The 23,049-nt window shown below is 46.1% G+C and carries 35 protein-coding genes and 2 pseudogenes; 34 read left to right on the top strand and 3 right to left on the bottom strand.

The window, feature by feature from the left end; all coding sequences use genetic code 11:
- The first annotated feature begins 45 nt into the window (after nucleotides 1–45).
- The 29 genes and pseudogenes from rpsJ to ACPEPR_RS00860 all read left to right on the top strand — a co-directional run bounded on the left by rpsJ (nucleotide 46) and on the right by ACPEPR_RS00860 (nucleotide 15,290).
- Nucleotides 46–357 carry a 30S ribosomal protein S10 gene (gene rpsJ / locus ACPEPR_RS01000; protein WP_005180291.1) on the top strand — a complete coding sequence of 104 codons (312 nt, stop codon included), beginning with the start codon at nucleotides 46–48 and terminating at the stop codon, nucleotides 355–357.
- 59 nt (nucleotides 358–416) lie between these two features.
- A complete protein-coding gene (rplC, locus tag ACPEPR_RS00995) occupies nucleotides 417–1,055 on the top strand; it encodes a 50S ribosomal protein L3 (RefSeq protein ID WP_005180289.1) in 639 nt (212 codons plus the stop codon).
- An 11-nt stretch (nucleotides 1,056–1,066) separates the two neighbouring features.
- The gene (gene rplD / locus ACPEPR_RS00990) at nucleotides 1,067–1,669 is read left to right on the top strand and encodes a 50S ribosomal protein L4 (protein WP_005180287.1); all 603 of its coding nucleotides are present in this window, start codon (nucleotides 1,067–1,069) and stop codon (nucleotides 1,667–1,669) included.
- On the top strand, nucleotides 1,666–1,986 hold the full coding sequence (rplW, locus tag ACPEPR_RS00985) for a 50S ribosomal protein L23 (protein ID WP_005180285.1): 321 nt from the start codon (nucleotides 1,666–1,668) through the stop codon (nucleotides 1,984–1,986). The genes rplD and rplW overlap by 4 nt, the downstream gene beginning before the upstream one ends.
- Nucleotides 1,987–1,997: 11 nt before the next feature.
- Nucleotides 1,998–2,822, top strand: coding sequence for a 50S ribosomal protein L2 (gene rplB / locus ACPEPR_RS00980; RefSeq protein ID WP_127801047.1), 825 nt, complete (start codon nucleotides 1,998–2,000; stop codon nucleotides 2,820–2,822).
- 20 nt (nucleotides 2,823–2,842) lie between these two features.
- Entirely contained in the window at nucleotides 2,843–3,118 is a 276-nt protein-coding gene (rpsS, locus tag ACPEPR_RS00975) for a 30S ribosomal protein S19 (protein WP_001138119.1), read from the top strand.
- Nucleotides 3,119–3,129: 11 nt separating this feature from the next.
- Nucleotides 3,130–3,459: a 50S ribosomal protein L22 gene (rplV, locus tag ACPEPR_RS00970; RefSeq protein WP_001982638.1), complete on the top strand. Its 330-nt coding sequence runs from the start codon at nucleotides 3,130–3,132 to the stop codon at nucleotides 3,457–3,459.
- 1 nt (nucleotide 3,460) lies between these two features.
- Nucleotides 3,461–4,277 (top strand): annotated as a pseudogene (rpsC, locus tag ACPEPR_RS00965) (30S ribosomal protein S3).
- Nucleotides 4,217–4,630, top strand: coding sequence for a 50S ribosomal protein L16 (gene rplP, locus ACPEPR_RS00960; protein ID WP_005180280.1), 414 nt, complete (start codon nucleotides 4,217–4,219; stop codon nucleotides 4,628–4,630). The pseudogene rpsC and the gene rplP overlap by 61 nt, the downstream one beginning before the upstream one ends.
- Entirely contained in the window at nucleotides 4,630–4,827 is a 198-nt protein-coding gene (gene rpmC / locus ACPEPR_RS00955) for a 50S ribosomal protein L29 (protein ID WP_000849928.1), read from the top strand. Before rplP ends, rpmC begins: the two co-directional genes overlap by 1 nt.
- Nucleotides 4,824–5,081, top strand: a complete 258-nt coding sequence (gene rpsQ / locus ACPEPR_RS00950; protein ID WP_005180277.1) for a 30S ribosomal protein S17 — start codon at nucleotides 4,824–4,826, stop codon at nucleotides 5,079–5,081. The genes rpmC and rpsQ overlap by 4 nt, the downstream gene beginning before the upstream one ends.
- 91 nt (nucleotides 5,082–5,172) lie before the next feature.
- On the top strand, nucleotides 5,173–5,541 hold the full coding sequence (gene rplN / locus ACPEPR_RS00945; RefSeq protein WP_001982634.1) for a 50S ribosomal protein L14: 369 nt from the start codon (nucleotides 5,173–5,175) through the stop codon (nucleotides 5,539–5,541).
- Nucleotides 5,542–5,550: 9 nt separating this feature from the next.
- Complete coding sequence (gene rplX, locus ACPEPR_RS00940) at nucleotides 5,551–5,868, top strand: 50S ribosomal protein L24 (protein ID WP_005180274.1); 318 nt, start codon at nucleotides 5,551–5,553, stop codon at nucleotides 5,866–5,868.
- Between the two features lie 16 nt (nucleotides 5,869–5,884).
- Nucleotides 5,885–6,421 carry a 50S ribosomal protein L5 gene (gene rplE / locus ACPEPR_RS00935; RefSeq protein WP_005180272.1) on the top strand — a complete coding sequence of 179 codons (537 nt, stop codon included), beginning with the start codon at nucleotides 5,885–5,887 and terminating at the stop codon, nucleotides 6,419–6,421.
- A gap of 9 nt (nucleotides 6,422–6,430) precedes the next feature.
- On the top strand, nucleotides 6,431–6,736 hold the full coding sequence (gene rpsN, locus ACPEPR_RS00930) for a 30S ribosomal protein S14 (protein ID WP_005180266.1): 306 nt from the start codon (nucleotides 6,431–6,433) through the stop codon (nucleotides 6,734–6,736).
- Between the two features lie 12 nt (nucleotides 6,737–6,748).
- Nucleotides 6,749–7,144 carry a 30S ribosomal protein S8 gene (gene rpsH, locus ACPEPR_RS00925; protein ID WP_005180264.1) on the top strand — a complete coding sequence of 132 codons (396 nt, stop codon included), beginning with the start codon at nucleotides 6,749–6,751 and terminating at the stop codon, nucleotides 7,142–7,144.
- 13 nt (nucleotides 7,145–7,157) lie between these two features.
- Nucleotides 7,158–7,691: a 50S ribosomal protein L6 gene (gene rplF, locus ACPEPR_RS00920; protein WP_005180261.1), complete on the top strand. Its 534-nt coding sequence runs from the start codon at nucleotides 7,158–7,160 to the stop codon at nucleotides 7,689–7,691.
- A gap of 14 nt (nucleotides 7,692–7,705) precedes the next feature.
- Complete coding sequence (rplR, locus tag ACPEPR_RS00915) at nucleotides 7,706–8,056, top strand: 50S ribosomal protein L18 (RefSeq protein ID WP_005180260.1); 351 nt, start codon at nucleotides 7,706–7,708, stop codon at nucleotides 8,054–8,056.
- Between the two features lie 2 nt (nucleotides 8,057–8,058).
- Nucleotides 8,059–8,556 carry a 30S ribosomal protein S5 gene (rpsE, locus tag ACPEPR_RS00910; RefSeq protein WP_005180258.1) on the top strand — a complete coding sequence of 166 codons (498 nt, stop codon included), beginning with the start codon at nucleotides 8,059–8,061 and terminating at the stop codon, nucleotides 8,554–8,556.
- A 6-nt stretch (nucleotides 8,557–8,562) separates the two neighbouring features.
- Nucleotides 8,563–8,739 carry a 50S ribosomal protein L30 gene (gene rpmD / locus ACPEPR_RS00905; RefSeq protein ID WP_005180256.1) on the top strand — a complete coding sequence of 59 codons (177 nt, stop codon included), beginning with the start codon at nucleotides 8,563–8,565 and terminating at the stop codon, nucleotides 8,737–8,739.
- Between the two features lie 3 nt (nucleotides 8,740–8,742).
- The gene (gene rplO, locus ACPEPR_RS00900; protein ID WP_005180254.1) at nucleotides 8,743–9,183 is read left to right on the top strand and encodes a 50S ribosomal protein L15; all 441 of its coding nucleotides are present in this window, start codon (nucleotides 8,743–8,745) and stop codon (nucleotides 9,181–9,183) included.
- A 45-nt stretch (nucleotides 9,184–9,228) separates the two neighbouring features.
- On the top strand, nucleotides 9,229–10,548 hold the full coding sequence (gene secY, locus ACPEPR_RS00895; RefSeq protein ID WP_171065119.1) for a preprotein translocase subunit SecY: 1,320 nt from the start codon (nucleotides 9,229–9,231) through the stop codon (nucleotides 10,546–10,548).
- 20 nt (nucleotides 10,549–10,568) lie between these two features.
- Nucleotides 10,569–10,685: a 50S ribosomal protein L36 gene (rpmJ, locus tag ACPEPR_RS00890; RefSeq protein ID WP_000867907.1), complete on the top strand. Its 117-nt coding sequence runs from the start codon at nucleotides 10,569–10,571 to the stop codon at nucleotides 10,683–10,685.
- A gap of 107 nt (nucleotides 10,686–10,792) precedes the next feature.
- Nucleotides 10,793–11,149, top strand: a complete 357-nt coding sequence (gene rpsM / locus ACPEPR_RS00885) for a 30S ribosomal protein S13 (RefSeq protein WP_005012957.1) — start codon at nucleotides 10,793–10,795, stop codon at nucleotides 11,147–11,149.
- 19 nt (nucleotides 11,150–11,168) lie between these two features.
- Nucleotides 11,169–11,555 carry a 30S ribosomal protein S11 gene (rpsK, locus tag ACPEPR_RS00880; protein ID WP_001040166.1) on the top strand — a complete coding sequence of 129 codons (387 nt, stop codon included), beginning with the start codon at nucleotides 11,169–11,171 and terminating at the stop codon, nucleotides 11,553–11,555.
- Nucleotides 11,556–11,567: 12 nt separating this feature from the next.
- Nucleotides 11,568–12,191, top strand: a complete 624-nt coding sequence (rpsD, locus tag ACPEPR_RS00875) for a 30S ribosomal protein S4 (protein ID WP_016658534.1) — start codon at nucleotides 11,568–11,570, stop codon at nucleotides 12,189–12,191.
- A gap of 17 nt (nucleotides 12,192–12,208) precedes the next feature.
- A complete protein-coding gene (locus ACPEPR_RS00870; RefSeq protein WP_005180245.1) occupies nucleotides 12,209–13,216 on the top strand; it encodes a DNA-directed RNA polymerase subunit alpha in 1,008 nt (335 codons plus the stop codon).
- Between the two features lie 19 nt (nucleotides 13,217–13,235).
- Complete coding sequence (rplQ, locus tag ACPEPR_RS00865; RefSeq protein WP_004754212.1) at nucleotides 13,236–13,601, top strand: 50S ribosomal protein L17; 366 nt, start codon at nucleotides 13,236–13,238, stop codon at nucleotides 13,599–13,601.
- A gap of 198 nt (nucleotides 13,602–13,799) precedes the next feature.
- Nucleotides 13,800–15,290: a flavin-containing monooxygenase gene (locus tag ACPEPR_RS00860; protein ID WP_005180241.1), complete on the top strand. Its 1,491-nt coding sequence runs from the start codon at nucleotides 13,800–13,802 to the stop codon at nucleotides 15,288–15,290.
- Nucleotides 15,291–15,377: 87 nt separating this feature from the next.
- Here ACPEPR_RS00860 and ACPEPR_RS00855 read toward each other — a convergent pair whose 3' ends face one another.
- Nucleotides 15,378–16,550 (bottom strand): acyl-CoA dehydrogenase family protein, encoded by a 1,173-nt coding sequence (locus tag ACPEPR_RS00855; protein WP_005180239.1) that lies wholly within the window; start codon nucleotides 16,548–16,550, stop codon nucleotides 15,378–15,380.
- A gap of 183 nt (nucleotides 16,551–16,733) precedes the next feature.
- Here ACPEPR_RS00855 and ACPEPR_RS00850 point away from each other — a divergent pair, with 183 nt between their 5' ends.
- Together ACPEPR_RS00850 and ACPEPR_RS00845 are read left to right on the top strand one after the other, a co-directional pair.
- Nucleotides 16,734–16,991, top strand: coding sequence for a succinate dehydrogenase assembly factor 2 (locus tag ACPEPR_RS00850; RefSeq protein WP_005180238.1), 258 nt, complete (start codon nucleotides 16,734–16,736; stop codon nucleotides 16,989–16,991).
- Nucleotides 16,978–17,370 carry a hypothetical protein gene (locus tag ACPEPR_RS00845; protein ID WP_005180237.1) on the top strand — a complete coding sequence of 131 codons (393 nt, stop codon included), beginning with the start codon at nucleotides 16,978–16,980 and terminating at the stop codon, nucleotides 17,368–17,370. Before ACPEPR_RS00850 ends, ACPEPR_RS00845 begins: the two co-directional genes overlap by 14 nt.
- A gap of 147 nt (nucleotides 17,371–17,517) precedes the next feature.
- Here the strand turns inward: ACPEPR_RS00845 and ACPEPR_RS00840 are convergent, their stop codons facing one another.
- Nucleotides 17,518–17,697: a hypothetical protein gene (locus ACPEPR_RS00840; RefSeq protein WP_127801044.1), complete on the bottom strand. Its 180-nt coding sequence runs from the start codon at nucleotides 17,695–17,697 to the stop codon at nucleotides 17,518–17,520.
- Nucleotides 17,698–17,886: 189 nt separating this feature from the next.
- On the opposite strand from ACPEPR_RS00840, the gene ACPEPR_RS00835 reads away from it, so the two are divergent.
- The 3 genes from ACPEPR_RS00835 to ACPEPR_RS00825 all read left to right on the top strand — a co-directional run bounded on the left by ACPEPR_RS00835 (nucleotide 17,887) and on the right by ACPEPR_RS00825 (nucleotide 22,045).
- Nucleotides 17,887–18,960 carry a hypothetical protein gene (locus tag ACPEPR_RS00835; protein WP_163145409.1) on the top strand — a complete coding sequence of 358 codons (1,074 nt, stop codon included), beginning with the start codon at nucleotides 17,887–17,889 and terminating at the stop codon, nucleotides 18,958–18,960.
- 55 nt (nucleotides 18,961–19,015) lie between these two features.
- On the top strand, nucleotides 19,016–19,588 hold the full coding sequence (gene rrtA / locus ACPEPR_RS00830) for a rhombosortase (RefSeq protein WP_168393915.1): 573 nt from the start codon (nucleotides 19,016–19,018) through the stop codon (nucleotides 19,586–19,588).
- Nucleotides 19,589–19,768: 180 nt separating this feature from the next.
- Nucleotides 19,769–22,045: a TRAP transporter large permease subunit gene (locus ACPEPR_RS00825; RefSeq protein WP_423561811.1), complete on the top strand. Its 2,277-nt coding sequence runs from the start codon at nucleotides 19,769–19,771 to the stop codon at nucleotides 22,043–22,045.
- 61 nt (nucleotides 22,046–22,106) lie between these two features.
- On the opposite strand, the pseudogene ACPEPR_RS00820 reads toward ACPEPR_RS00825, so the two are convergent.
- Nucleotides 22,107–22,995, bottom strand: a pseudogene (locus ACPEPR_RS00820) (DMT family transporter).
- Nucleotides 22,996–23,049: the final 54 nt, after the last annotated feature.

The following is a 23,049-nucleotide window of genomic DNA, read 5'->3' as shown; positions in this document are numbered from 1 at the left end:
CGTCAAGAGTGATTCTTTATATATTTTGGCTTGGAGTTAACTGGTATGTCTAACCAGAGAATTCGTATCCGTCTTAAGTCTTTTGATCACCGTTTAATTGATCAATCTGCTCAAGAGATCGTAGAAACCGCTAAGCGTACTGGCGCACAAGTGTGTGGTCCAATCCCGATGCCTACTCGCATCGAACGCTTCAACGTTCTTACATCACCGCACGTTTACAAAGATGCGCGTGACCAATATGAGATCCGCACTTACAAACGTTTGATCGATATCGTTCAACCTACAGACAAAACTGTAGATGCATTGATGAAATTAGATCTTGCAGCTGGTGTTGATGTTCAGATCGCATTGGGTTAAGGCTTTCGGTTAATTAACGCTCTAAGTTAATTAAGCCGCTTTTTTAGAGGTTTATGCACATGGCTATTGGTTTAGTCGGTCGCAAGTGCGGTATGACCCGTATCTTTACAGATGCTGGTGTTTCTGTACCTGTTACAGTGATTGAGGTTGATCCTAACCGCATCACACAAATCAAAACGCTTGAAACTGATGGTTATCAAGCGATTCAAATCACTACTGGTGAACGTCGCGAATCTCGCGTAACTAACGCTCAGAAAGGTCACTTTGCGAAAGCGGGTGTTGCTGCTGGTCGTCTGGTTCAAGAATTCCGCGTTACAGAAGCTGAGCTTGAAGGTCGTGAAGTTGGTGGTACGCTTACTGTAGATTTGTTCACAGTTGGTCAAATCGTTGACGTAACTGGCACATCTAAAGGTAAAGGTTTCCAAGGTGGTGTTAAGCGTTGGAACTTCCGTACTCAAGACGCTACTCACGGTAACTCTGTTTCTCACCGTGTTCTAGGTTCTACAGGTCAAAACCAGACTCCTGGTCGCGTATTCAAAGGCAAAAAAATGGCTGGCCATTTAGGTGCTGAACGCGTAACTACACAGGGTCTTGAAATCGTTGCAATCGACACAGAGCGTTCAGTTCTAGTTGTTAAAGGCGCGGTTCCTGGTGCTACTGGTGGCGACGTAACTGTTCGTCCTACTATCAAGGCCTGAGGGGAAATAACGTGAATTTAAAAACTGTTTCCGGCTCTGCTGTTGAATTGTCTGAAGTAGCTTTCGGCCGTGAATTTAACGAAGCGCTTGTACACCAAGTTGTTACAGCTTACTTAGCTGGTGGTCGTCAAGGTTCTAAAGCTCAGAAGTCACGTGCAGACGTTTCTGGCGGTGGTAAAAAACCATTCCGTCAAAAAGGTACTGGCCGCGCTCGTGCTGGTTCTATTCGTAGCCCAATCTGGGTTGGCGGTGGTAAAACTTTTGCTGCTCGTCCACAAGACTGGTCTCAAAAAGTGAACCGTAAGATGTACCGCGGTGCAATGCAATGTATCTTAGCTGAACTTGTTCGCCAAGATCGTCTTGTATTAGTTGAAGAGTTTGCTGTTGAAGCGCCTAAAACTAAAGCATTGCTTGCAAAACTGAACGACTTGAATGCAACTCGCGCATTGATCGTTACTGAAGCTGTAGATGAGAATCTATACCTTGCAGCTCGCAACCTTCCACACGTTGATGTGGTTGACGCTACTGCAATCGATCCTGTTAGCTTGATCGCGTTCGATAAAGTTGTAATGTCTGTTGCTGCTGCTAAGAAAATTGAGGTAGAACTCGGATGAACAACGAACGTTTATATCAAGTCCTACAAGGACCTGTATTCTCAGAAAAAGCACAAGTTTTAGGTGAAACTGCTGGTGTTCAAGTGTTCAAGGTTGCATTAAATGCAAACAAGCTTGAAATCAAAAAAGCAGTGGAACAATTATTTGGTGTAGAAGTTGTTAAAGTTAACACGACTATCACTAAAGGTAAGACTAAACGCTTTGGTAAAACTATCGGACGTCGTTCTGATGTTAAAAAAGCATACGTCACCCTGAAAGCTGGCCAAGATGTTGAAATGGCTGACTTGGGCGATACCGCTGAAACCGCAGCGGAATAAGGACGAAAATTATGCCTATTCAAAAATGTAAGCCAACGTCTCCAGGACGTCGCTTTGTAGAGAAAGTGGTTCATGATCACCTTCACAAAGGCGCGCCATATGCTCCGTTGGTAGAAGCTAAAAAACGTACTGGTGGTCGTAACAACAACGGTCACATTACGACTCGTCACGTTGGTGGTGGCCACAAACAGCACTACCGTATCGTTGACTTCAAACGTAACAAAGACGGCGTTCCTGCTGTAGTTGAGCGTATTGAATACGATCCTAACCGTACTGCACACATCGCACTGCTGAAGTATGCTGACGGTGAGCGTCGTTATATTATTGCGCCTAAAGGCTTACGTGCTGGTGATAAAGTACAGTCTGGTAACGATGCTCCAATTCGTCCAGGTAACTGCTTGCCACTTCGCAACATGCCTATCGGTTCTACACTTCATAACATCGAACTTAAAATCGGTAAAGGCGCGCAGTTAGCTCGTTCAGCTGGTACTTCAGTTCAGTTGTTGGGTCGTGACGGTTCTTACGCTATCGTTCGTTTACGTTCTGGTGAAATGCGTAAAGTACACGTTGAATGTCGTGCTGTATTGGGTGAAGTTTCTAACTCAGAAAGCAACTTGCGTTCACTTGGTAAAGCAGGTGCTTCACGCTGGCGTGGCGTTCGTCCTACCGTACGTGGTATGGCGATGAACCCGGTTGACCACCCACACGGTGGTGGTGAAGGGCGTAACAAAGGTATTCAACCTGTAAGCCCATGGGGTCAAAAAGCTAAAGGGTACAAGACACGTACCAACAAGCGTACGACTAAGATGATTATTCGCGACCGTCGCGTTAAGTAACAAGTAAAGGAATCTGACTAATGCCTCGTTCATTGAAAAAAGGCCCATTCGTCGATGCGCACTTGTTCGCTAAGGTTGAAGCGGCTGTTGCGAGCAACTCTCGTAAGCCGATCAAAACTTGGTCGCGTCGTTCGATGATTCTTCCGGATTTTGTTGGTCTAACAATTTCTGTACACAATGGTCGTAACCACGTTCCAGTAATCGTTACTGAACACATGGTTGGCCATAAACTAGGTGAATTCGCGCCAACTCGTACCTATCGTGGTCACGGTGTTGACAAGAAGTCTAAACGTTAATAGGTGCTATGATGGAAGTAACTGCTAAATTACGCGGTGCCGCTATCTCGGCACAAAAGGCACGTTTGGTTGCAGACCTTATTCGCGGCAAATCTGTTGCGCATGCGCTTAACATCCTGAACTTCAGCAACAAAAAAGCTGCTGTACTGGTTAAAAAAGCGTTGGAATCTGCAATTGCAAATGCTGAACACAATAACAGTTTAGATGTAGACGACCTTAAAGTTTCTACGATCTACGTTGATGAAGGCATGAGCCTGAAACGTATTATGCCACGTGCTAAAGGCCGTGCAGATCGTATTACTAAGCGTACTTGTCACATCACCGTTAAGGTAGGGGTTTGATATGGGTCAGAAGGTTCATCCAATCGGTATCCGCCTAGGTGTTGTGAAACGTCATAACGCTAACTGGTATGCGAATCCGAAACAATACGCTGAATACTTGCTTAAAGACCTTCAAGTTCGTGAGTTTTTAACTAAAAAACTTAAGAACGCAATGGTAAGCAATATTCTTATCGAACGTCCGACAGGCGCTGCTAAAGTAACTATTAGCACTGCTCGTCCTGGTATCGTTATCGGTAAAAAAGGCGAAGACATTGAGAAATTACAGCGCGAACTTACCAACATTATGGGTGTTCCAGCGCAAGTAAGCATCAACGAAATCGATCGTCCAGACTTAGACGCACGTCTGGTTGCTGAAGCAATCGCTTCTCAATTAGAAAAGCGTGTAATGTTCCGTCGTGCTATGAAGCGTGCGGTTCAAAACACTATGCGTGCTGGTGCCAAAGGTATCAAAGTTGAAGTTTCTGGCCGTTTAGGCGGTGCTGAGATCGCTCGTACAGAATGGTATCGTGAAGGTCGTGTACCTCTACATACACTTCGTGCGGACATCGACTACGCGACTATGCGTGCTGAAACGACTTACGGTACGATTGGTGTTAAAGTTTGGATCTTCCGTGGTGAGATCTTGGGCGGCATGAAACAAGTCATGAACCCAGCTCCAGCTGAAGAACGTCCAGCTAAACGCGGTCGCGGTCGTGGTGAAGGTCAAGAGCGTCGTGGTCGTCGCAATGATCGTTCTGCTGAAAAAGGAGAATAATCCATGTTGCAACCTAAACGTACTAAGTTCCGTAAGGTTCAAAAAGGCCGTAACACTGGTCTAGCGCACCGTGGTAGCACTGTATCTTTCGGTTCTATCGCACTTAAAGCGACTGAACGTGGTCGTATGACTGCGCGTCAGATCGAAGCTGCGCGTCGTACAATCAGCCGTCGTGTTAAACGTGGTGGTAAGATCTTTATCCGTGTATTCCCGGACAAACCAATTACTGAAAAACCATTAGAAGTTCGTATGGGTAACGGTAAAGGTAACGTGGAATACTGGGTTTGCGAAATCAAACCAGGTAAGATCCTGTACGAAATGGAAGGTGTGAACGATGAATTAGCAACTGAAGCATTCAAGCTTGCTGCTGCTAAACTTCCGTTTAAAACCACTATCGTGACTCGGACGGTAATGTAATGAAAACTAAAGATCTACGTGAAAAGTCGGTAGAAGAGTTGAAAGCTTTGCTTGATGAGCAACAGCTTAACCAATTCCGTCTTCGTATGGCGAAAGCAACTGGTCAATTGGGCAAATCGCACGAAGTGCAAGTCGCTCGTAAAACTATTGCTCGTATTAAGACACTCCTTACCGAAAAACAGGGGAACGGACAATGAGTGATAAAACAGTCCGCACGTTAACCGGCAAAGTCGTAAGCGACAAAATGGACAAGTCTATTGTTGTGCTTATTGAACGTCGTGTTCAACACCCGTTGTATGGCAAATCAATCCGCCGTTCAACAAAATTACATGCTCATGATGAGAACAATACCGCTAAAATCGGTGATGTTGTAACCATCAAAGAAAGCCGCCCAATTTCTAAAACTAAGTCTTGGACTCTAGTTGAAGTTGTTGAAGCAGCTGCTGAGTAATTAACGTTCTTGTTGCATCATCGGTCAATTTCGAGTACTCTTTGAGCCTTTCGAAATTGTGACCGGTGATGCTCGGTTTTGGAGTAGGGCAATGATTCAAACCGAAACGATGCTCGACGTAGCAGACAACAGTGGTGCTCGCCGCGTACAATGTATTAAAGTACTTGGTGGTTCACATCGTCGTTATGCTTCTGTTGGCGACATTATTAAAGTTACTGTAAAAGAAGCAATTCCACGCGCACGTGTTAAAAAAGGTGACGTGATGAATGCTGTAGTTGTACGTACAAAATTCGGTATCCGTCGTCCAGATGGTTCTGTGATTCGTTTCGACGATAACGCAGCCGTTATTTTGAACAACAACAAAGCGCCGATTGCTACTCGTATTTTCGGACCAGTGACTCGTGAACTTCGTACTGAACAGTTCATGAAAATTATTTCATTGGCTCCTGAAGTTCTATAAGAGGCAATCATGGCTAAGATTAAAAAAGGCGATCAAGTAATCGTGATCGCAGGTAAAGAAAAAGGCAAACAGGGTACTGTTTTGTCAGTTTCTAATGACCGCGTTAAGGTTGAAGGCCTTAACCTGGTTAAGAAGCATCAAAAGCCGAACCGTGTTACTGGCGCTGAAGGCGGCATCGTAACTCAGGAAGCTTCGCTTCATATTTCAAACGTGGCAATTTTTAATGCTACAACCCAAAAGGCTGACCGTGTTGGTTACCAAACGATTGACGGCGTGAAAACTCGCGTTTACAAATCAAATGGTGAATCAGTGGCGGTAGCGAAGTAATAGGTTGAAATAGGCAATGGCCAGACTTAAAACACGTTACAACGACGAACTTAAAGCTCAATTACAAGAACAATTGGGCATTAAGAATGTGATGGAGATCCCTCGCATCACTAAAATCACTATCAACATGGGTGTCGGTGCAGCTGCAGCTGACAAGAAACTCCTTGATGGTGCTCTTTCTGATATGCAAGCTATCGCTGGTCAAAAACCAGTTCTTACGTTAGCTCGTAAATCTATCGCAGGTTTTAAAATCCGTGATGGTTGGCCGATTGGTTGTAAAGTTACTTTACGCGGCGAACGCATGTACGAATTCTTAGACCGTTTGATCTCTATCGCGATCCCTCGTATCCGTGACTTCCGTGGTTTCTCTGCGAAATCATTTGATGGTCGTGGTAACTACTCTATGGGTCTTAAAGAACAAATCGTTTTCCCTGAAATCGATTTCGATAAGATTGATCGTATTCGTGGTATGGATATTACCATCACTACGACTGCTCGCACCGATGACGAAGGCCGTGCGCTTATGCGTGCATTCGGCTTCCCGTTCAAATAAGAGGTCGATATGGCTAAGAAAAGTATGATTAATCGCGAATTGAAACGCGAAGCTACTGTTGCTAAATACGCTGCAAAACGTGCTGAATTAAAAGCTGTTATTGCAAACGTAAATGCAAGCGACGAAGAGCGTTTCGAAGCGATGATGAAGTTACAAGCATTACCACGTAATGCGTCTCCAGTGCGTCTTCGTAACCGTTGTGGTTTAACTGGTCGTCCTCATGGTTACTTCCGTAAGTTCGGTTTAAGCCGTAACAAATTACGTGACACAGTAATGCAAGGTGATGTACCTGGCGTTGTTAAGGCAAGCTGGTAAGGAGCGACTAGAATGAGTATGCAAGATACCGTTGCCGACATGTTAACTCGTGTTCGTAACGCACAAATGGCGAAGAAACAAACTGTTTCTATGCCTAACTCTAAGTTGAAAGTTGCGATTGCAAACGTACTTCAACAAGAAGGTTACATTGCCAATGTAGAAGTTGCTGACGTTGAAGGCAAAGCAACTCTTACTTTGACATTAAAGTATTTCGAAGGCAAACCAGTTATCGAAACTGTGAAACGCGTAAGCCGTCCTGGTCTACGTCAGTATCGCGGTAAAGATGCACTTCCAAGCGTTAAGCAAGGTTTAGGTATTGCAATTGTTTCTACAAGCAAAGGCATCATGACTGATCGCGCTGCACGTGCTGCGGGCGTTGGTGGTGAAGTTATTGCTTTTGTTTCTTAATAGGTGATTCCTCATGTCTCGTGTGGCTAAAGCCCCAGTAACTGTACCTAACGGTGTAACAGTTACTCAGAACGGCCGGCAGGTCGAAGTGAAAGGCAGCAAAGGTACATTGTCTTTCAACCTGCATGCGCTGGTCGAGCTAAAACAGGAAGATGGTACTCTTCAAGTTGCTCCAGTAAAAGAGTCGAAAGACGCTTGGATGCAAGCTGGTACTGCTCGCGCTGTATTAAACAACCTTGTAAAAGGTGTGAACGAAGGTTTCGAACGTAAGTTACAACTGATCGGTGTTGGTTATAAAGCTGCGGTTAAAGGTACTGTTGTTAACCTTAACCTTGGTTTCTCTCATCCAATCGATTACAGCCTTCCTGAAGGTGTAACTGCAGAAACTCCTACTGCAACTGAAATCATCCTGAAATCTGCTAACAAGCAATTATTAGGTCAGGTAGCAGCTGAGATCCGTGGTTACCGTCCACCAGAGCCATATAAAGGTAAAGGTGTTCGTTATTCTGACGAAGTTGTACTTCGTAAAGAAGCTAAGAAGAAATAAGGCGCGAGGTTCTTATGAACGAAAAGAAACAATCCCGTTTGCGTCGTGCGAAAAGCACACGCTTGCACATCCGTGCATTGGGTGCGACTCGTTTGTGTGTAAACCGCACTCCGCGTCACATCTATGCTCAAGTTATCTCAGCAGATGGTGGCAAAGTTTTAGCGCAAGCTTCTACTTTAGATGCTACTTTACGTGCTGGTACAACTGGTAACGTTGAAGCTGCCAAGAAAGTTGGTGCTTTAATCGCAGAACGTGCGAAAGCAGCTGGTGTAACTAAAGTTGCATTTGACCGTTCTGGTTTTAAATATCATGGTCGTATCAAAGCCTTGGCTGATGCTGCTCGTGAAAACGGCTTGGAGTTCTAATCATGGCTAAAGTTGAACAAAACGAAGGTCTTGTTGAAAAGCTGGTAGCCGTTGATCGTGTTGCCAAAGTTGTTAAGGGTGGTCGTATCTTCTCTTTCACAGCATTAACTGTTGTGGGTGACGGTAATGGTCGCGTAGGTTTTGGTCGTGGTAAAGCGCGTGAAGTTCCAGCTGCTATTTCTAAAGCACTTGAAGCTGCTCGTCGCAACATGATTACTGTTGACCTTGTTGACGGTACTGTTCAGCATCCTATTCATGCTCGTCACGGTGCAAGCCGCGTTTACATGCAACCTGCTTCTGAAGGTACTGGTGTAATTGCTGGTGGCGCTATGCGTGCAGTTCTAGAGGCTGTTGGCGTGCGTAACGTATTAACAAAATGTTATGGCTCTACAAATGCTGCGAACGTAGTAAACGCGACTTTCAACGGTCTGCGTGATATGACTTCTCCTGAGAAAGTCGCTGCGAAACGTGGTCTGACTGTAGAACAAATTCAAGGGTAATCAATCATGAAAACGATTAAAGTTACCCAGACTAAATCTGCATCGCACCGCTTGAAAAATCACAAGCTTTGCCTGAAAGGTTTAGGTCTGCGTCGTATTGGTCATACTGTAGAAGTGCAAGATACGCCTTCTAACCGTGGTATGATCAACCAAGTCTACTATATGGTTAGTGTAGAGGAATAAGCCATGACTCTGCGTTTAAATGAACTTGCACCTGCAGAAGGTGCTAAACGTGAAAACCGTCGTCTGGGCCGTGGTATCGGTTCTGGCGTAGGTAAGACTGGTGGCCGTGGTGTCAAAGGTCAAAAATCACGTAAGAGCGGTGGCGTACGTCCAGGTTTCGAAGGTGGTCAAACTGCGTTATATCGTCGTTTACCTAAATTCGGTTTCACTAGCCAAATCGCTTTAAAAACTGCTGAAGTACGTTTATCTGAGCTTGCTAAAGTTGAAGGCGACATCGTTAGCCTAGAAACTTTAAAAGCGGCGAACGTTGTGCGTAAAGACATGATCCGTGCGCGTATCGTACTTTCTGGTGAAATTACTCGTGCTTTCACTGTTCAAGGTGTTGCATTGACTAAAGGCGCTAAAGCTGCTGTTGAAGCTGCTGGCGGTAAAGTCGAGGAGTAATCTCCAGTGTCTATGTCTCCTAGTTCTTCAGGTCATGTACATATGATGAAAGGCCAACCATTTCACGTGAAATATCGTGAAATTATTCGCCGAATGATGTTTCTCATTGGTGCGTTATTGGTATTTCGACTAGGAGCGCATATTCCAGTACCAGGCATTAATAATGCCGCACTTGAAAATCTTTTTAATGCAAACTCAGGTACTATCCTGGGTTTGTTTAACATGTTTTCGGGTGGTGCATTAGAGCGAATGTCGATTCTTGCTCTCGGGATCATGCCCTACATCTCTGCGTCGATTATCGTGCAGCTGATGTCAACCGTGGTTCCTTCGCTGGAAGCTTTAAAGAAAGAAGGCGAGCAGGGCAAGCGTAAGATTAATCAATATACGCGCCAAGGTACCTTGTTCCTTGCCTTAGTACAGGCAATCGGGATGTGTGCAGGTCTGATCAGTCAAGGGATTACCTTAACGTCAGGTCTTGCGTTTTACGTTCCGGCAGTCACCTCGCTGGTGGCGGGTACAATGTTCCTGATGTGGTTGGGTGAACAGATTACCGAACGTGGGGTGGGCAATGGTATTTCCATGATCATCTTCGCCGGTATCGTTGCCGGATTGCCAAATCTGATTTTGCAATCGCTATCTTCAGTCGATAATGGTCAAACCAGCCTGATTGGTCTGGTGATTTTTGGTCTGTTGTCACTGGCGGTACTGGCAGCCATTGTGTTTATCGAGAAAGCGCAACGTCGTATTCCGGTAAACTATGCTCAAAAACAGCAAGGTCGTCGTGTATTTACTGCACAGCAAACCCATTTGCCATTAAAAATTAATATGGCAGGTGTGATTCCGGCAATTTTTGCCAGCTCTCTGCTGTTGTTCCCGGCCAGTCTGGGTCAATGGGTAGGAAGTGCGGATCCTGATGCAGGGATTATCAAGCGTAGCTTGCAAGATCTGGCACTCGTATTATCGCCTGGACAGCCATTGTATTTGGTGCTCTTTGGTGCGTTAATTATCTTTTTCTGTTATTTCTATACCGCGCTAGTTTTTAGTCCGAAAGAAGTGTCAGAGAACTTGAAACGCAGCGGAGCTTATGTGCCTGGTATTCGCCCAGGTGAGCAAACTGCTCGTTACTTAGATCATATTCTCAATCGTTTGACCTTTATTGGTTCGATTTATATCACAGTGGTCTGCTTGATGCCGATGGTATTGCAGAGCTCGTTTGGTATTCCATTCTATTTGGGTGGTACCTCATTATTGATCGTTGTGGTAGTCGTGATGGACTTTATGGCTCAGCTTCAAGCACATCTCACCTCGCACCAGTACGATAATCAAACGTTAATGAGAAAAACGACTGCTCATCCTAAGGGATAAGCGCACTTAGAGGTTTCATCATGAAAGTACAAGCTTCTGTAAAGAAAATTTGTGGTAGCTGTAAAGTTATCCGTCGTAATGGGGTTATCCGCGTAATTTGCAGCGCAGAACCTCGTCATAAGCAGCGTCAAGGTTAATCTGATCAAGACCTGTTGATTTCAGTAGGCTAATTAGGTTATTATCCGCCCCTCAAGATTTTTGTGGGGCGGTTGATTATCTTAACTGCCTTTTTGGAGAAAATTGAATGGCTCGTATTGCCGGTGTAAACATTCCGGATAACAAGCATGCTGTTATCTCTCTAACGTACATCTTTGGTATTGGTCGCCACACTGCTAAGAACATCTTAGCTGCTGCTGGTATCGCTACTACCACTAAGATCCGTGAATTAGATGACGCTCAGCTTGATGCGATTCGTGCAGAAGTTGCTAAGGTTCCGACCGAAGGTGACTTACGTCGCGAAATTTCCATGAACATTAAACGTTTAATGGATTTAGGCTGCTACCGCGGTCTTCGTCATCGTCGCAGCTTGCCTGTCCGTGGTCAACGCACCAAAACTAACGCACGTACCCGTAAAGGTCCGCGCAAACCAATTAAGAAATAAGATTTCTGGAAGCTAAAAGATGGCTAAAGATACTCGCACACGCAAGAAGGTCACCCGTACCGTCTCTGAAGGTGTTGCACACATTCACGCTTCTTTTAATAACACCATTGTGACTATTACCGATCGTCAAGGTAATGCACTGGCTTGGGCCACTTCAGGTGGACAAGGCTTCCGTGGATCACGTAAATCAACTCCGTTTGCTGCTCAGGTAGCTGCTGAAGTTGCTGGTAAAGCTGCTTTAGATTACGGTTTGAAAAACTTGGACGTCCTTGTAAAAGGTCCTGGTCCAGGTCGTGAGTCTGCGGTTCGTGCATTAGGTGCAGTGGGTTATAAAATTAACAGCATTACCGATGTGACTCCAATTCCTCACAACGGTTGCCGTCCACCTAAAAAACGTCGCGTGTAAGGAGAAACATTCATGGCTCGTTATATTGGTCCAAAATGCAAACTCTCTCGCCGCGAAGGGACAGACCTGCAACTAAAATCTGGCGTTAAACCATTTGACGTCAAAACTAAAAAACACGCTAAAGCTCCTGGTCAACATGGCCAAGCGCGCGGCAAACAATCTGAGTATTCACTACAATTACGTGAAAAACAAAAAGTACGTCGTATGTACGGTGTTTTAGAGCGTCAATTTAGTAATTACTATAAAGAAGCAGCTCGTGTTAAAGGCGCAACAGGTGAAAACTTGTTGAAATTGCTTGAAAGCCGTCTTGATAACGTCGTTTATCGCATGGGTTTTGGTTCTACACGTGCAGAAGCTCGTCAGCTTGTATCTCACCGTAGCATTACTTTGAATGGCCGTCGTGTTAACATCGCGTCTATCCAAGTTAAAGCTGGTGACGTGATCGCAGTTCACGAAGGTGCTAAACAACAATTACGTATCAAAAACGCAATTGAATTAGCTGCTCAACGTGGTATCCCTTCTTGGATGGAAGTTGATCACGCTAAATTAGAAGGTACGTTCAAAGCTGCACCAGATCGTTCTGATTTACCTGCTGAAATCAACGAAAGCTTGATTGTAGAATTGTATTCTAAATAATCCTTGAGGTAGCAATAATGACGCGTACTGCAAATGAGTTTCTAACTCCGCAAGCGATCAAGGTCGAAGCGGTTAGCGGGACCTCGGCAAAAGTTATTCTGGAACCATTAGAGCGTGGCTTTGGTCATACTCTTGGTAATGCTTTACGTCGCATCCTTCTTTCTTCTTTACCTGGCGCAGCTGTGGTTGAAGTTGAAATTGAGGGTGTTGAGCACGAGTACAGTACCTTAGAAGGCTTGCAGCAGGACATCGTCGAGCTCTTGCTGAACCTGAAAGGATTGTCTATTAAGCTATTCGATCAAAATGAAGCTTATTTGACATTGGAAAAACAAGGTCCAGGTGACGTTACTGCAGCTGACCTTCGTTTACCGCACAATGTTGAAGTGGTTAACCCTGAACACTTGATCGGCACTCTAAGTGCATCAGGCGCGTTAAAAATGCGTTTGAAAGTGGCTCAAGGCCGTGGTTATGAAACATCTGACTCACGTTTCCCAGAAGGCGAAACTCGCCCAGTGGGTCGTTTACAGTTAGATGCTTCTTATAGCCCGATCAAACGTGTGTCTTACATCGTAGAAAATGCGCGTGTAGAACAACGTACTGACCTTGACAAGCTGATCATTGATCTTGAAACCAACGGTACTGTTGATCCTGAAGAAGCAATCCGCAAAGCGGCAACAATCTTGCAACAACAAATTGCAATCTTTGTTGACCTTCAGAAAGATCAGGCACCTGTGGCTCAAGAACCTCGTGAAGAAGTTGACCCAATTTTGCTTCGTCCAGTAGATGATCTAGAGCTTACTGTTCGTTCTGCTAACTGTTTGAAAGCAGAAAATATTTACTACATTGGTGATCTTGTACAGCGCACCGAGGTTGAGTTACTTAAAACACCTAACCTGGGTAAAAAATCGCTTACTGAGATCAAAGATGTTCTGGCATCGAAAGGCTTGCAGCTCGGCATGCGTTTAGAGAACTGGCCACCAGCTAGTCTCCGCATGGACGACCGCTTCGCTTATCGTAGCCGTTAATTAAGTAGGACTATTCACCATGCGTCATCGTAATAGTGGTGTGAAATTAGGCCGTACCAGCAGCCACCGTAAGGCGTTGTTCCAAAACTTAACCAATGCTTTAGTTGAGCACGAGTTAATTAAAACAACTTTGCCTAAAGCGAAAGAACTTCGCCGCGTTGCTGAGCCTTTAATCACTTTAGCTAAAAACGATACAGTTGCAAACCGTCGTTTGGCGTTTGCTCGTACTCGTAATGCAGCAACTGTTGGTAAATTATTTACCGTTCTTGGCCCTCGTTACAAAGAACGTAACGGCGGTTATCTACGTGTTCTTAAAGCGGGCTTCCGTGCAGGTGATGCTGCACCGATGGCTTACGTTGAACTTGTAGATCGCGAAGTTAAATAATTTCGCAAGAGCAGTTCAGTTGTTCTAAAAAAGGTCGGTTTTTTAAACCGGCCTTTTTTTTATGGCTAGTTGTCAGACAATTTTTCTGTTGTGTCCCGAATTGATATAAATTTTATCGCTTTTTATCAAACTTGACATTGAGTATTGTCAAATCTGTGCTTTAATAAAAACAGAACGTTGAACAGGTATAAAAACAAAATGGACAAGCATGTTGATATTCTGATTGTGGGTGCGGGCATCTCTGGTATTGGTCTGGCCGCGCATCTTTCCAAACACTGCCCGCAGCGCACCTTTGAAATTATCGAGCGTCGTGAGAGCTTTGGGGGCACTTGGGATTTATTTAAATATCCGGGTATTCGTTCCGATTCGGATATGTCGACCTTTGGCTTTAATTTTAAGCCCTGGACGCAAGACAGCATTCTGGCTGATGGCGCTTCAATTAAGAACTATCTGTCAGAAGTGATTGCAGAGTATCAACTGAAATCCAAAATTCATTTCCAGCATCGGGTGCTGTCTGCCAATTATGATAGCCAGACCCAGAAATGGTCTGTCGTGATTGAAAATGCACAGGGCAAAAAACAGACCTGGATCGCCAATTTTGTTCTGGGGTGTACCGGTTATTACAATTATGATCAGGGCTTCCAGCCGGATTTCCCGAATCAGTCGGCATTTAAAGGTACTTTTATTCATCCACAGCATTGGCCGGAAAACTTCGATTATTCTGGTAAAAAAGTGGTGATTATTGGCAGTGGTGCTACCGCTATTACCTTGGTGCCTGCAATGGTCAAAGGCGGTGCAGCGCATGTCACCATGCTGCAGCGCTCACCGACCTATATTGCTTCCATTCCATCGGTAGATTTTATCTATAACAATATGCGCAAGGTGTTGCCGGAGGAGCTGGCTTATAAGCTGACGCGGGCACGAAATATTGGTATGCAACGCGGTGTGTATGCGCTGGCACAGAAACAGCCGAAGCTGCTGCGTAAATTTTTATTAAAGTCAATTGAGATGCAGCTGAAAGGCAAAGTGGATATGAAACACTTTAGCCCGAGCTATAATCCATGGGATCAGCGTCTGTGTGTGGTGCCAGATGGAGATTTGTTTAAAGTGCTGCGTGAAGGGCAGGCCAGTGTTGAAACCGACCAGATTGAAGCCTTTACCGAACAGGGCATCCAGTTAAAATCTGGCAAACATCTCGACGCAGATGTGATTGTGTCGGCTACCGGTCTGCAAATTCAGATTTTAGGCGGGGTTAAAGCCACCATTGATCATCAGCCTTTGGATACCTCGAAACATATGCTGTATCAGGGTGTGATGGTCAGCGATGTGCCGAATATGGCCATGATTATTGGCTATATCAATGCCTCCTGGACTTTAAAAGTTGATATTGCTGCGGATTATATCTGCCGTCTGATTAATCATATGGATCAGCAAGGCTATACCGAAGTGATTGCGGAAGGTGATCCTTCAGAGTTGATGGAAGACACTGTGATGGGTAGTTTAACTTCGGGTTATATTGCCCGTGCCGCGAATGTGATGCCAAAGCAGGGTAAACATGCGCCTTGGCGGGTGAGCAATAATTACCTGAAAGACCGTAAGGATTTAAAACAGGCTTCATTTGCTGATCCGGTGCTGAAGTTCCGTAAAGCAGTCAGTGAGTCTGCACGTAAACCTAAACTGGTGTCTTAAGCACACATCATCATGATCGTGCAATGAACAAAGGAAGCTCAATTGAGCTTCCTTGTTGTTTATATCGGGTTCTACGCTTGTAATGCGTTATAGGGAGCGGGAAATCAGCTCTTTCATAATTTCATTGGTACCGGCATAAATCCGGTTGGCGCGATTGTCTAAATACGCACGGGCAATCGGATATTCCAGCATATAGCCATAGCCGCCATGCAATTGCAGACATTCATCCACCACTTTGGAAAACAGCTCCGAGATTTTGTATTTGGCCGCCGCTGCTGCATCAACACTTAGCTGATCTTCGAGCTGCAGTTCCATACACCGGTCCAGATAGGCGCGGCAGAAATCAATTTCAGTGCGCATTTCCGCCAGTTTAAAGCGGGTATTCTGAAAGGCGCCAATCGGTTTGCCAAAGGCTTTACGTTCTTTGGTGTATTGCAGGGTATGCGCAAAGGCTGCTTCGGCACCAGCCTGGCAGATAATCGCCACAATCATGCGTTCCCAGGCCAGCTCTTTCATCAGCATGATAAAGCCCATGCCTTCCATGCCGAGCAGGTTTTCTTTGGGTACCCGGACATTGTCAAAAAACAGCTCGCAGGTGTCCTGACCTTTCATGCCAATTTTATTCAGCGGTTTACCTTTGCTAAAACCGGCACGATCTGCCTCGACCATAATCAGCGACAGGTTGGCAGAACCTTTGTCACTATTGCCAGTTTTACACACCACAATCGCCATATCGCATAAATAGCCATTGGTAATAAAAATTTTAGAGCCGTTAATGACGTATTCATCGCCCTCTAAAACTGCCGTGGTGCGTACTGCCTGTAAATCTGAGCCTGTGCCCGGTTCGGTCATGGCAATGGCGGTGACCACTTCACCTGTCGCCATTTTCGGCAACCAGTGCTGTTTTTGCTGTTCGTTGCCAAAATTATGAATATAGTTGGCGACAATATCGGAATGCAGCGAGAAGCCGGTGGCCGAGTCGCCGGCATAGGCCTGTTCTTCAATCAGGATCATGCTGTAGAGGCGATCTACTCCAGAGCCACCATACTGCTCTGGCATGGTGGTACACAGCAGTCCCAGTTCACCGGCCTTGTTCCATAAATCGCGGTCTACATGCTGTTGCTGTTCATATTTTTCCGTATTCGGCAAAACTTCCTTTTCATAAAACTTGCGCACTGTATCACGGAATGCCTCATGCTCACTCTGAAATAATTTTCGTGGCAACATGTTGTTGAGTGGGCGAATTGCAGCAGATTGCATGGTTAGAGTTCCTTCACTTATTTTTATGCCTTGAAACTAAAGCAAACAGAGCCGGCAGTACAATGTGCAGAAACATCATTTCTGGCTTTTTGCTGGCGGTTTTGGTCAGTCCGATAAATTCATCGAAACTTTTTCTGGGCTGGGTTAAACTAATTGCGATATCAATATGATGTGGACCAAACCATGAGTGAAGACATTAGCTTAGAAGAGCGTAAAGTGATTTATCGTGCCCGTCGCGGTTTAAAGGAAATTGATGTCTACTTTGATCCTTATGTGAAAAACTATTATTTAACCGCTGATCCGGAAGAAAAAGCCACGTTTGCGGCGCTGGTTGAACAGGAAGATCCGGATTTACTGGACTGGTTTATGGAAGTGTCTGAACCGCCACGCCCGGAAATGCGCGAGCTGATCCGTAAATTAAAACACTATGTCCACGGCTAAGCGCGACTTTCAGCTGAAACCGAGCCGTCTGGCGCTGCTGTTTCAGCTGAGCCTGCTGATTCTATTTTCTGTTTTAAGTTTTCAATTATTACATCCGCTGCTTTGGCTGCTAGGTCTGCTCCTGGCGGCTGTCAGTTATTACGGGTTTCAGCGACGCTCCCAATTAACCGCCTTGGCGCATTTAGATGGGGCAGAGTGGAGTCTGCAGTTTAATTCTGGCTCCAAGATTCAACGCGGTCTGCTCGAGCATATTCTGGATCATCAGCTGTATCTGGTGCTGTATTTTCATCATGCACCGGTCAAATCTGCAGTCATCTGGCGTGACCAAGTTTCGTTTGCAGAGTGGAAAGCCTTAAAAACATTGGCAAAAACCATCTAATTGTCAGACAGTTGTATATTTTAATATAAAAATAAGGTATTGATTTTAAATAAATTTATAAAGTCTATCATTTTATTTGTCCTACACAGTCACGGTAAATTGGCAAAAAATACCGATTGTTGGACAAAAGCCTCTTGTGTTTGAAAATTATCCAGATATATTAAAGACACCAACAGCAAACAGGGAAATCGCCAGGGTGATCGCCACGTGAATGTTTCTGGTCATCGCAATTGTGTTCAATTGTGGCTGGATGATGAGGAAGCTTGCTGAAGGAACGAATTGCACCAATAAAATGCCCGTAATTGGGTTCCAGTTAATAAGTAGCATGTGCTGAACCGTCGCAATGCTACTTTTTTTTGCCTAAAATTTGGCTTTCCTGCAAATTCAGTCAATTTTCTTGCCCGCTTTTCATGTCAAAGTACAGCTCTCAGATTAGAGTAAATGCTCTTTTATTCAGATAATGCATCTGATATGTTTGTTGCCATGGACATAAACACAATTATAGAGGACAGGAAAATGTCGCAAGTCCAAAAAATCTGCCAGGGTGTGGCGGTTATTGCATTCACAACAACACTTCTTTCCGGCTGTTCACAAGTGGTGAAAACCGGTGCCAATGTGGCTTTAGGTTTTACAGAAAAACATATTGTTCCTCCCATTCTGGCCATGGATGATGCCGAAATGGTCTGTAGCAGTGGTAATTCCCTGACTCCTGCAATTATGGCCACCAAAGATATGGGTGCAGACCCGACCCGGGTTGCGGTGCTAATGTATTCAGCCGCCGGTATCTGTGCGGAAAACCGTGCCCTGGATGCCGAGCTGCGTTATTTGCGTGCTTCAAAAGCCGGACAGGTCAGTGAAGCGCAAGATGCCCGGATTGAACAGAAACGCTGGGCGGCCATTGCGGCACAGCGCCAATATACCGGTTATCAGTTATTCCAGAATCGCTGGGAAAAGAAATACAGAAAACCACTGGGTGAAGGCTGCCCGAAAATGAATAGCGATATTGATCAGACCGTATATTTGCTTGGCATGATCAGTGGTTTACAGGCCATGACCAATGACATTAACTCGGGCGGTGCGGTGCATGTGCCCAAAGATATTGCTGCCGTGGTCGAGCGTGGCATGACCTGTCTGAACAACGAAAAGTTCTGGGGTGCACCACAAGCCACCCGTGCCGTGATCTGGACCTTGTTGCCAGGTGCGGGAGAGGGCAAACCGGAGCCGTATCAGACCCTGAAACAGTCGATGCAAATTGGCGAGCAGAAAGGCGTGCGCCTGTCGCATGCTCTGTATGCAGTGGCCGCGCAGGCCAGCGGCGATGATGCCAAAATTCGTGATGCGCTAAAATCATTTGCGGCTGCACGCACCGAAGAAAAACCAATTAACCCGCAATTCAAGTTAATTGACAGTATGGCCGCCACCATGGTGCAGGGGATTTCTGACCGTTACTGGACTGAAAATACCGGGGTACGTACTGCCGATGATGGCATGAGCCGTTTCTGGGATGAGCAGGACAATGCGTCTGAACTGGATGATTTATTTGGTGAAGATACAAGCGCTGATCCAGATACGGAACTCAACAATCTGTAAATAGTCGCTACGAGGAGGACGCTTTATACTTAAAAGATTCAACAGGGACAACGACATGACACTTCATTTTTTCAGTAAGAAAATTATTTTTATTGCCGTGTTTATGTCGCTGGCGGCCTGTTTGCAGGTGTTTGCGGATCATTTTATTTATTGGCGTCCTGCTCTGTTACAAGAATTCTGGCGCTTGTGGACAGCGCATTGGGTGCATGTGGGCTGGGTGCATTATCTGCTGAATATTCTGGCCTTTGCCTGTTTGCCTTTTATTTTTCCGCGGGTCAAAACCTGGCATTTTGTCAGCCTGTTATTACTATTACCTCCGGCCATCAGTTTCAGTTTCTATGTCCTGTTTCCACATATTGAAGCCTATGCCGGCCTGTCTGGGGTGCTGCATGGAGCCTATATGGCGGTGGCAGTAGTGCATCTGCTTGATGCTCAAGAACGCCGGTTTGCTGCGCTGGTATTGCTGCTGATTCTGGCCAAACTGCTGTGGGAAAATACCTTTGGCAGTAAGGAAACGGCCGAGCTGATTGGTAGCCCGGTACTGGTCGAGGCACATTTGCTGGGCGTGATCTGGGGTGCGGGATTGGCGATGGTCTACCTGATCTATACCTACAGCTTGAAAAAGTGATCCGGTTGACCATTTCTACCAAAAAGAAAATGAATATTGTCATTTTAAATGAATGTACTTTGATGCACATTCGAAAAGAATGACAACAAGATTTGAATAGCAGCAGGATGGCTGCTTGCTACAGGATGCGCGAAATACGGCCCTGTTGCCGTTTCCGAAAATAAAAAAACAGGAAAAAATATGTCAAATCAAGGACAACGCAGATCCGGACTGGATCTGCTCAGATATATATGGACAGAATGGATTTCTGCCTTTGTGATTCTGGTGCTGCTGCTGCTGACGCTGATCATTGGAACCGGTGAGATGATTCACGGCCAGCTGTTGCGTATGGGCGAACGTCTATACGGTGATCCTGCCACCGGTATGCAGTATTCATTCTTGCGCGCTGAACCAAGTGCCCCTGACTGTGACCGCAACCCGGATATTGACGGCCAGGTGCAGGCACAAATGAAAGCCAATGCGGCCGATGAATTTGCTGATATTTTTGGAACCCCGTCTGAATCGGATGTGCGTGCCTCAATTATGGCCGCGCAGCAGGTCTGTGAAGAAAAATATGTGTTTTATGATCAGGCTGTGCAGCATATGCAGGCGCATCCAAGTTTACGCACCTATCGCAGTGTAGAAACCACCTTCTTTGGCATCTTTAAATTTGGTACTGAAAACCGTGCCTTGCTGCTGGTGTTGATGGTGGTGTTTGCCGCGATTAGTGCCACTTTAAAAACCCATCATATTGGTTTGCGTGGGCCTGCCACACGAATTGATTATCGGATATATACCACCTGCATGACCGTGGCCAATGCCTTTCTGGCGTTCTCGGCCTATAGCCAGTATCGTTCGGTGCTGAATTCCGGGGTGCCGATGACCGGTGAAATGCAGATCATTTACTGGTTGTGGATGATCCTGTTTAGTGCGCTGACCCTCATCAGTTTATGGCAGTTTGTTCGTCCGCCTGCACCAACGCGAGAAGGCGGCAGTCTAGGTCTGGCTTTCCTGAGTGTACCGCTGTATGCCTATATGGCCATTATTACCGGTATTGCCTTTACCTTCTTCATGGATTATCCAATGGGGCAGGGGATTTACCTGGGCCAGCTGGTGGAATTCTCCAGCATCTTCCTGAATCTGGCGTTGTTTATCTGGGCCGGTATGCTGCTGAAACAGACCCGTGTGGTGGATAAATTCCTGAACATCATGCGGCCATGGAATCTGGCACCCGAAACCCTGACCTGGTTAATCCTGATTGGTGCGGCATTACCGACAGCCTATACCGGTGCCTCGGGGATTTTTGTGATCGCGGCCGGTGCCATCATTTATAAAGAAGTCTGGAATGCCGGCGGGCGCCGTCAGTTTGCCCTGGCAGCAACGGCTTTATCTGGTTCGATGGGGGTAGTCTTACGTCCATGTCTGCTGATTGTGGTTGTTGCCTCTTTAAACAAGGAAGTCACCACCGATGTGCTGTACCACTATGGCGTGTATGTATTCCTGCTGACTACAACAATTTTCCTGGTGGTATCGCTGTTCTTTGCTGAAAGTAAGTTCCGGATTGCTTCACCAACTGTGGCTGCACCACGATCTTTACGTGCCATGGGTGCGGTGGTGCCGTATGTGATTATTTTCGTGCTGATCTGGATGTTCTACAAATATGCGCTGGACACCAACCTGAACGAATTTACCGCGCCGGTGATGATGCCTGTGATTCTGCTGTTAATTGTCCTGTTTGATAAATTGCGGCATGAACCGGCGCCAATTCCACCAGTAGGTCATTGGGATGAAAGCCTGACAGCAAAATATACCGATTCATCGCAACCGGCGCTGGCGACCGCCAGTGCAGTCAGTGGTGTGGAATACCGCGATGGCGTACATACTGCAACTGAGGATACTGGCATGTCGGCGGATCATAGCGTGGCGGTGTCCGAGCCGGAGCGTGAGGTTGGCTTCTGGAAGTCGATGCACATTTCCATTAGTGAAACCGTGGGGCATATTGGCGCGCTGGTGATTCTGATGGCCTTATCGGTCAGTGTCGGCGGCTTCCTGGAACGGATTGAAATCATGGAGGCTTTCCCGACTGATATCAGTAGTACCTTTATTGTGATTAGCCTGATTGTACTGGTGATGGTACTGGTCGGCATGATTATGGACCCGTTTGGTGCGGTCATCCTGATTTCTGCCACGGTGGCACCGGTGGCCTACCAGTATGGGATTGAACCGGTGCATTTCTGGATGATTACCCTGATTGGCTTTGAAATGGGCTATATCACCCCGCCGGTCGCGCTGAACCACTTGCTGGCGAGGCAGTCGATTGGCGATGAAGAAGTGGCGGCGGCAGATGCCGAAGTGCGCCACAAATCCTTCTACTATCGTTTTGAGCGCTGGATTCTGCCGATTCTGGTGATGCTGCCAGCGATGCTGATCATTGCCTATGTACCATACTTCTTTAAACTGTTTGGCTGGTATCAGTAAGCCAGCCGTTCAACCGTGATGATGACCATACCCTGATCTTTTGCGAAAGGTCAGGGTATTTTTATGGCGCCTGTGTAGGACTGGCTTTTTTAAACAGCGGGCTGCACAGTAAAATCGCAATTAAAATCAGGCCAAAGCCGAGCAGGCTAGACAGATCTGGCAATTCCTGCCAGAACAAAAAGCCCCAGATGCCGGCAAAAATAATCGCAATATAATTTACCGGCCCAATCTGACCAGCAGGTGCCAGACTATAGGCCCGCGACATAAAAATCTGGCTGATATTGGCCAGCACCCCGGCACTGATCAGCAGGCCCAGTTCACTCCATTGATAGCTTCGCCATAGCCAGAACATTGGAATGACTGAAATCAGGGTGCCAATCAGGCAGAAATAAAACACAATCCGTTCTGGTGGTTCGGTTTGCGTCAGGGCGCGCACAGTGACAAAGGCCATTGCGGCCAGAAAACTGGCGCCCAGACCAATGATCGACAGATGATTGAACAGGCCGGCATCTGGTTTGGCCACACAGAGTACGCCCATTAGACCAAACAGGGCGGCGATCAGCATGGCTGCACTGACTTTTTCTTTCAGGAATAACCAGGCAATGAGCGGAATAAAGATCGGGGAAGAATAGGTAAACACCATCGCATTGGACAGTTTAAGCTGGGCAATGGCATAGAAAAAGCCATACATCGCCAGCAGACCGACCACACTACGCCAGGTATGCATCCACAGACGCCGGGTTTTAAAAAAAGCCGAGGCCTTTATTGAACAGCAGCGGCAGAAAAATAAACAGGCCAATAAAATTACGGAAGAACACAATAGTGGCATTGTCGACTGTATACGAGGCGTAGCGGATACACACGCCCATCAGCGAAAACAGAAAAGCAGAGAGGGTGAGTAAGCCAATGGCTTTGATCAGATCATGCTGAGGCGTGGAGGCAGTCATCATCAACCCGGGCGAGGAATAAGGATGTATTCTAGCCGATTTAACGCAGACTGCCGG

The organism is Acinetobacter sp. AND/436, from assembly GCF_049546925.1.
Lineage (GTDB): Bacteria > Pseudomonadota > Gammaproteobacteria > Pseudomonadales > Moraxellaceae > Acinetobacter > Acinetobacter indicus.
This window is presented reverse-complemented; position numbering and strand designations above follow the sequence as displayed.

What these genes read in the sequence shown, in the direction of transcription:
- rpsM (WP_005012957.1), top strand. Translation starts at nt 10,793, where the DNA reads ATGGCTCGTATTGCCGGTGTAAACATTCCGGATAACAAGCATGCTGTT.
- rplX (WP_005180274.1), top strand. Translation starts at nt 5,551, where the DNA reads ATGGCTAAGATTAAAAAAGGCGATCAAGTAATCGTGATCGCAGGTAAA.
- rplR (WP_005180260.1), top strand. Translation starts at nt 7,706, where the DNA reads ATGAACGAAAAGAAACAATCCCGTTTGCGTCGTGCGAAAAGCACACGC.
- secY (WP_171065119.1), top strand. Translation starts at nt 9,229, where the DNA reads ATGAAAGGCCAACCATTTCACGTGAAATATCGTGAAATTATTCGCCGA.
- rpsS (WP_001138119.1), top strand. Translation starts at nt 2,843, where the DNA reads ATGCCTCGTTCATTGAAAAAAGGCCCATTCGTCGATGCGCACTTGTTC.
- rpsE (WP_005180258.1), top strand. Translation starts at nt 8,059, where the DNA reads ATGGCTAAAGTTGAACAAAACGAAGGTCTTGTTGAAAAGCTGGTAGCC.
- ACPEPR_RS00855 (WP_005180239.1), bottom strand. Translation starts at nt 16,550, where the DNA reads ATGCAATCTGCTGCAATTCGCCCACTCAACAACATGTTGCCACGAAAA.
- rpsJ (WP_005180291.1), top strand. Translation starts at nt 46, where the DNA reads ATGTCTAACCAGAGAATTCGTATCCGTCTTAAGTCTTTTGATCACCGT.
- rplV (WP_001982638.1), top strand. Translation starts at nt 3,130, where the DNA reads ATGGAAGTAACTGCTAAATTACGCGGTGCCGCTATCTCGGCACAAAAG.
- rplW (WP_005180285.1), top strand. Translation starts at nt 1,666, where the DNA reads ATGAACAACGAACGTTTATATCAAGTCCTACAAGGACCTGTATTCTCA.
- rplP (WP_005180280.1), top strand. Translation starts at nt 4,217, where the DNA reads ATGTTGCAACCTAAACGTACTAAGTTCCGTAAGGTTCAAAAAGGCCGT.
- rplC (WP_005180289.1), top strand. Translation starts at nt 417, where the DNA reads ATGGCTATTGGTTTAGTCGGTCGCAAGTGCGGTATGACCCGTATCTTT.
- rpsK (WP_001040166.1), top strand. Translation starts at nt 11,169, where the DNA reads ATGGCTAAAGATACTCGCACACGCAAGAAGGTCACCCGTACCGTCTCT.
- rplF (WP_005180261.1), top strand. Translation starts at nt 7,158, where the DNA reads ATGTCTCGTGTGGCTAAAGCCCCAGTAACTGTACCTAACGGTGTAACA.
- rpmJ (WP_000867907.1), top strand. Translation starts at nt 10,569, where the DNA reads ATGAAAGTACAAGCTTCTGTAAAGAAAATTTGTGGTAGCTGTAAAGTT.
- rplQ (WP_004754212.1), top strand. Translation starts at nt 13,236, where the DNA reads ATGCGTCATCGTAATAGTGGTGTGAAATTAGGCCGTACCAGCAGCCAC.
- rpsD (WP_016658534.1), top strand. Translation starts at nt 11,568, where the DNA reads ATGGCTCGTTATATTGGTCCAAAATGCAAACTCTCTCGCCGCGAAGGG.
- rpsH (WP_005180264.1), top strand. Translation starts at nt 6,749, where the DNA reads ATGAGTATGCAAGATACCGTTGCCGACATGTTAACTCGTGTTCGTAAC.
- ACPEPR_RS00835 (WP_163145409.1), top strand. Translation starts at nt 17,887, where the DNA reads ATGTCGCAAGTCCAAAAAATCTGCCAGGGTGTGGCGGTTATTGCATTC.
- ACPEPR_RS00860 (WP_005180241.1), top strand. Translation starts at nt 13,800, where the DNA reads ATGGACAAGCATGTTGATATTCTGATTGTGGGTGCGGGCATCTCTGGT.
- rpmD (WP_005180256.1), top strand. Translation starts at nt 8,563, where the DNA reads ATGAAAACGATTAAAGTTACCCAGACTAAATCTGCATCGCACCGCTTG.
- rplN (WP_001982634.1), top strand. Translation starts at nt 5,173, where the DNA reads ATGATTCAAACCGAAACGATGCTCGACGTAGCAGACAACAGTGGTGCT.
- ACPEPR_RS00870 (WP_005180245.1), top strand. Translation starts at nt 12,209, where the DNA reads ATGACGCGTACTGCAAATGAGTTTCTAACTCCGCAAGCGATCAAGGTC.
- ACPEPR_RS00850 (WP_005180238.1), top strand. Translation starts at nt 16,734, where the DNA reads ATGAGTGAAGACATTAGCTTAGAAGAGCGTAAAGTGATTTATCGTGCC.
- rpsQ (WP_005180277.1), top strand. Translation starts at nt 4,824, where the DNA reads ATGAGTGATAAAACAGTCCGCACGTTAACCGGCAAAGTCGTAAGCGAC.
- rrtA (WP_168393915.1), top strand. Translation starts at nt 19,016, where the DNA reads ATGACACTTCATTTTTTCAGTAAGAAAATTATTTTTATTGCCGTGTTT.
- rplO (WP_005180254.1), top strand. Translation starts at nt 8,743, where the DNA reads ATGACTCTGCGTTTAAATGAACTTGCACCTGCAGAAGGTGCTAAACGT.
- rplB (WP_127801047.1), top strand. Translation starts at nt 1,998, where the DNA reads ATGCCTATTCAAAAATGTAAGCCAACGTCTCCAGGACGTCGCTTTGTA.
- ACPEPR_RS00840 (WP_127801044.1), bottom strand. Translation starts at nt 17,697, where the DNA reads ATGCTACTTATTAACTGGAACCCAATTACGGGCATTTTATTGGTGCAA.
- rpsN (WP_005180266.1), top strand. Translation starts at nt 6,431, where the DNA reads ATGGCTAAGAAAAGTATGATTAATCGCGAATTGAAACGCGAAGCTACT.
- rplE (WP_005180272.1), top strand. Translation starts at nt 5,885, where the DNA reads ATGGCCAGACTTAAAACACGTTACAACGACGAACTTAAAGCTCAATTA.
- ACPEPR_RS00845 (WP_005180237.1), top strand. Translation starts at nt 16,978, where the DNA reads ATGTCCACGGCTAAGCGCGACTTTCAGCTGAAACCGAGCCGTCTGGCG.
- ACPEPR_RS00825 (WP_423561811.1), top strand. Translation starts at nt 19,769, where the DNA reads ATGTCAAATCAAGGACAACGCAGATCCGGACTGGATCTGCTCAGATAT.
- rpmC (WP_000849928.1), top strand. Translation starts at nt 4,630, where the DNA reads ATGAAAACTAAAGATCTACGTGAAAAGTCGGTAGAAGAGTTGAAAGCT.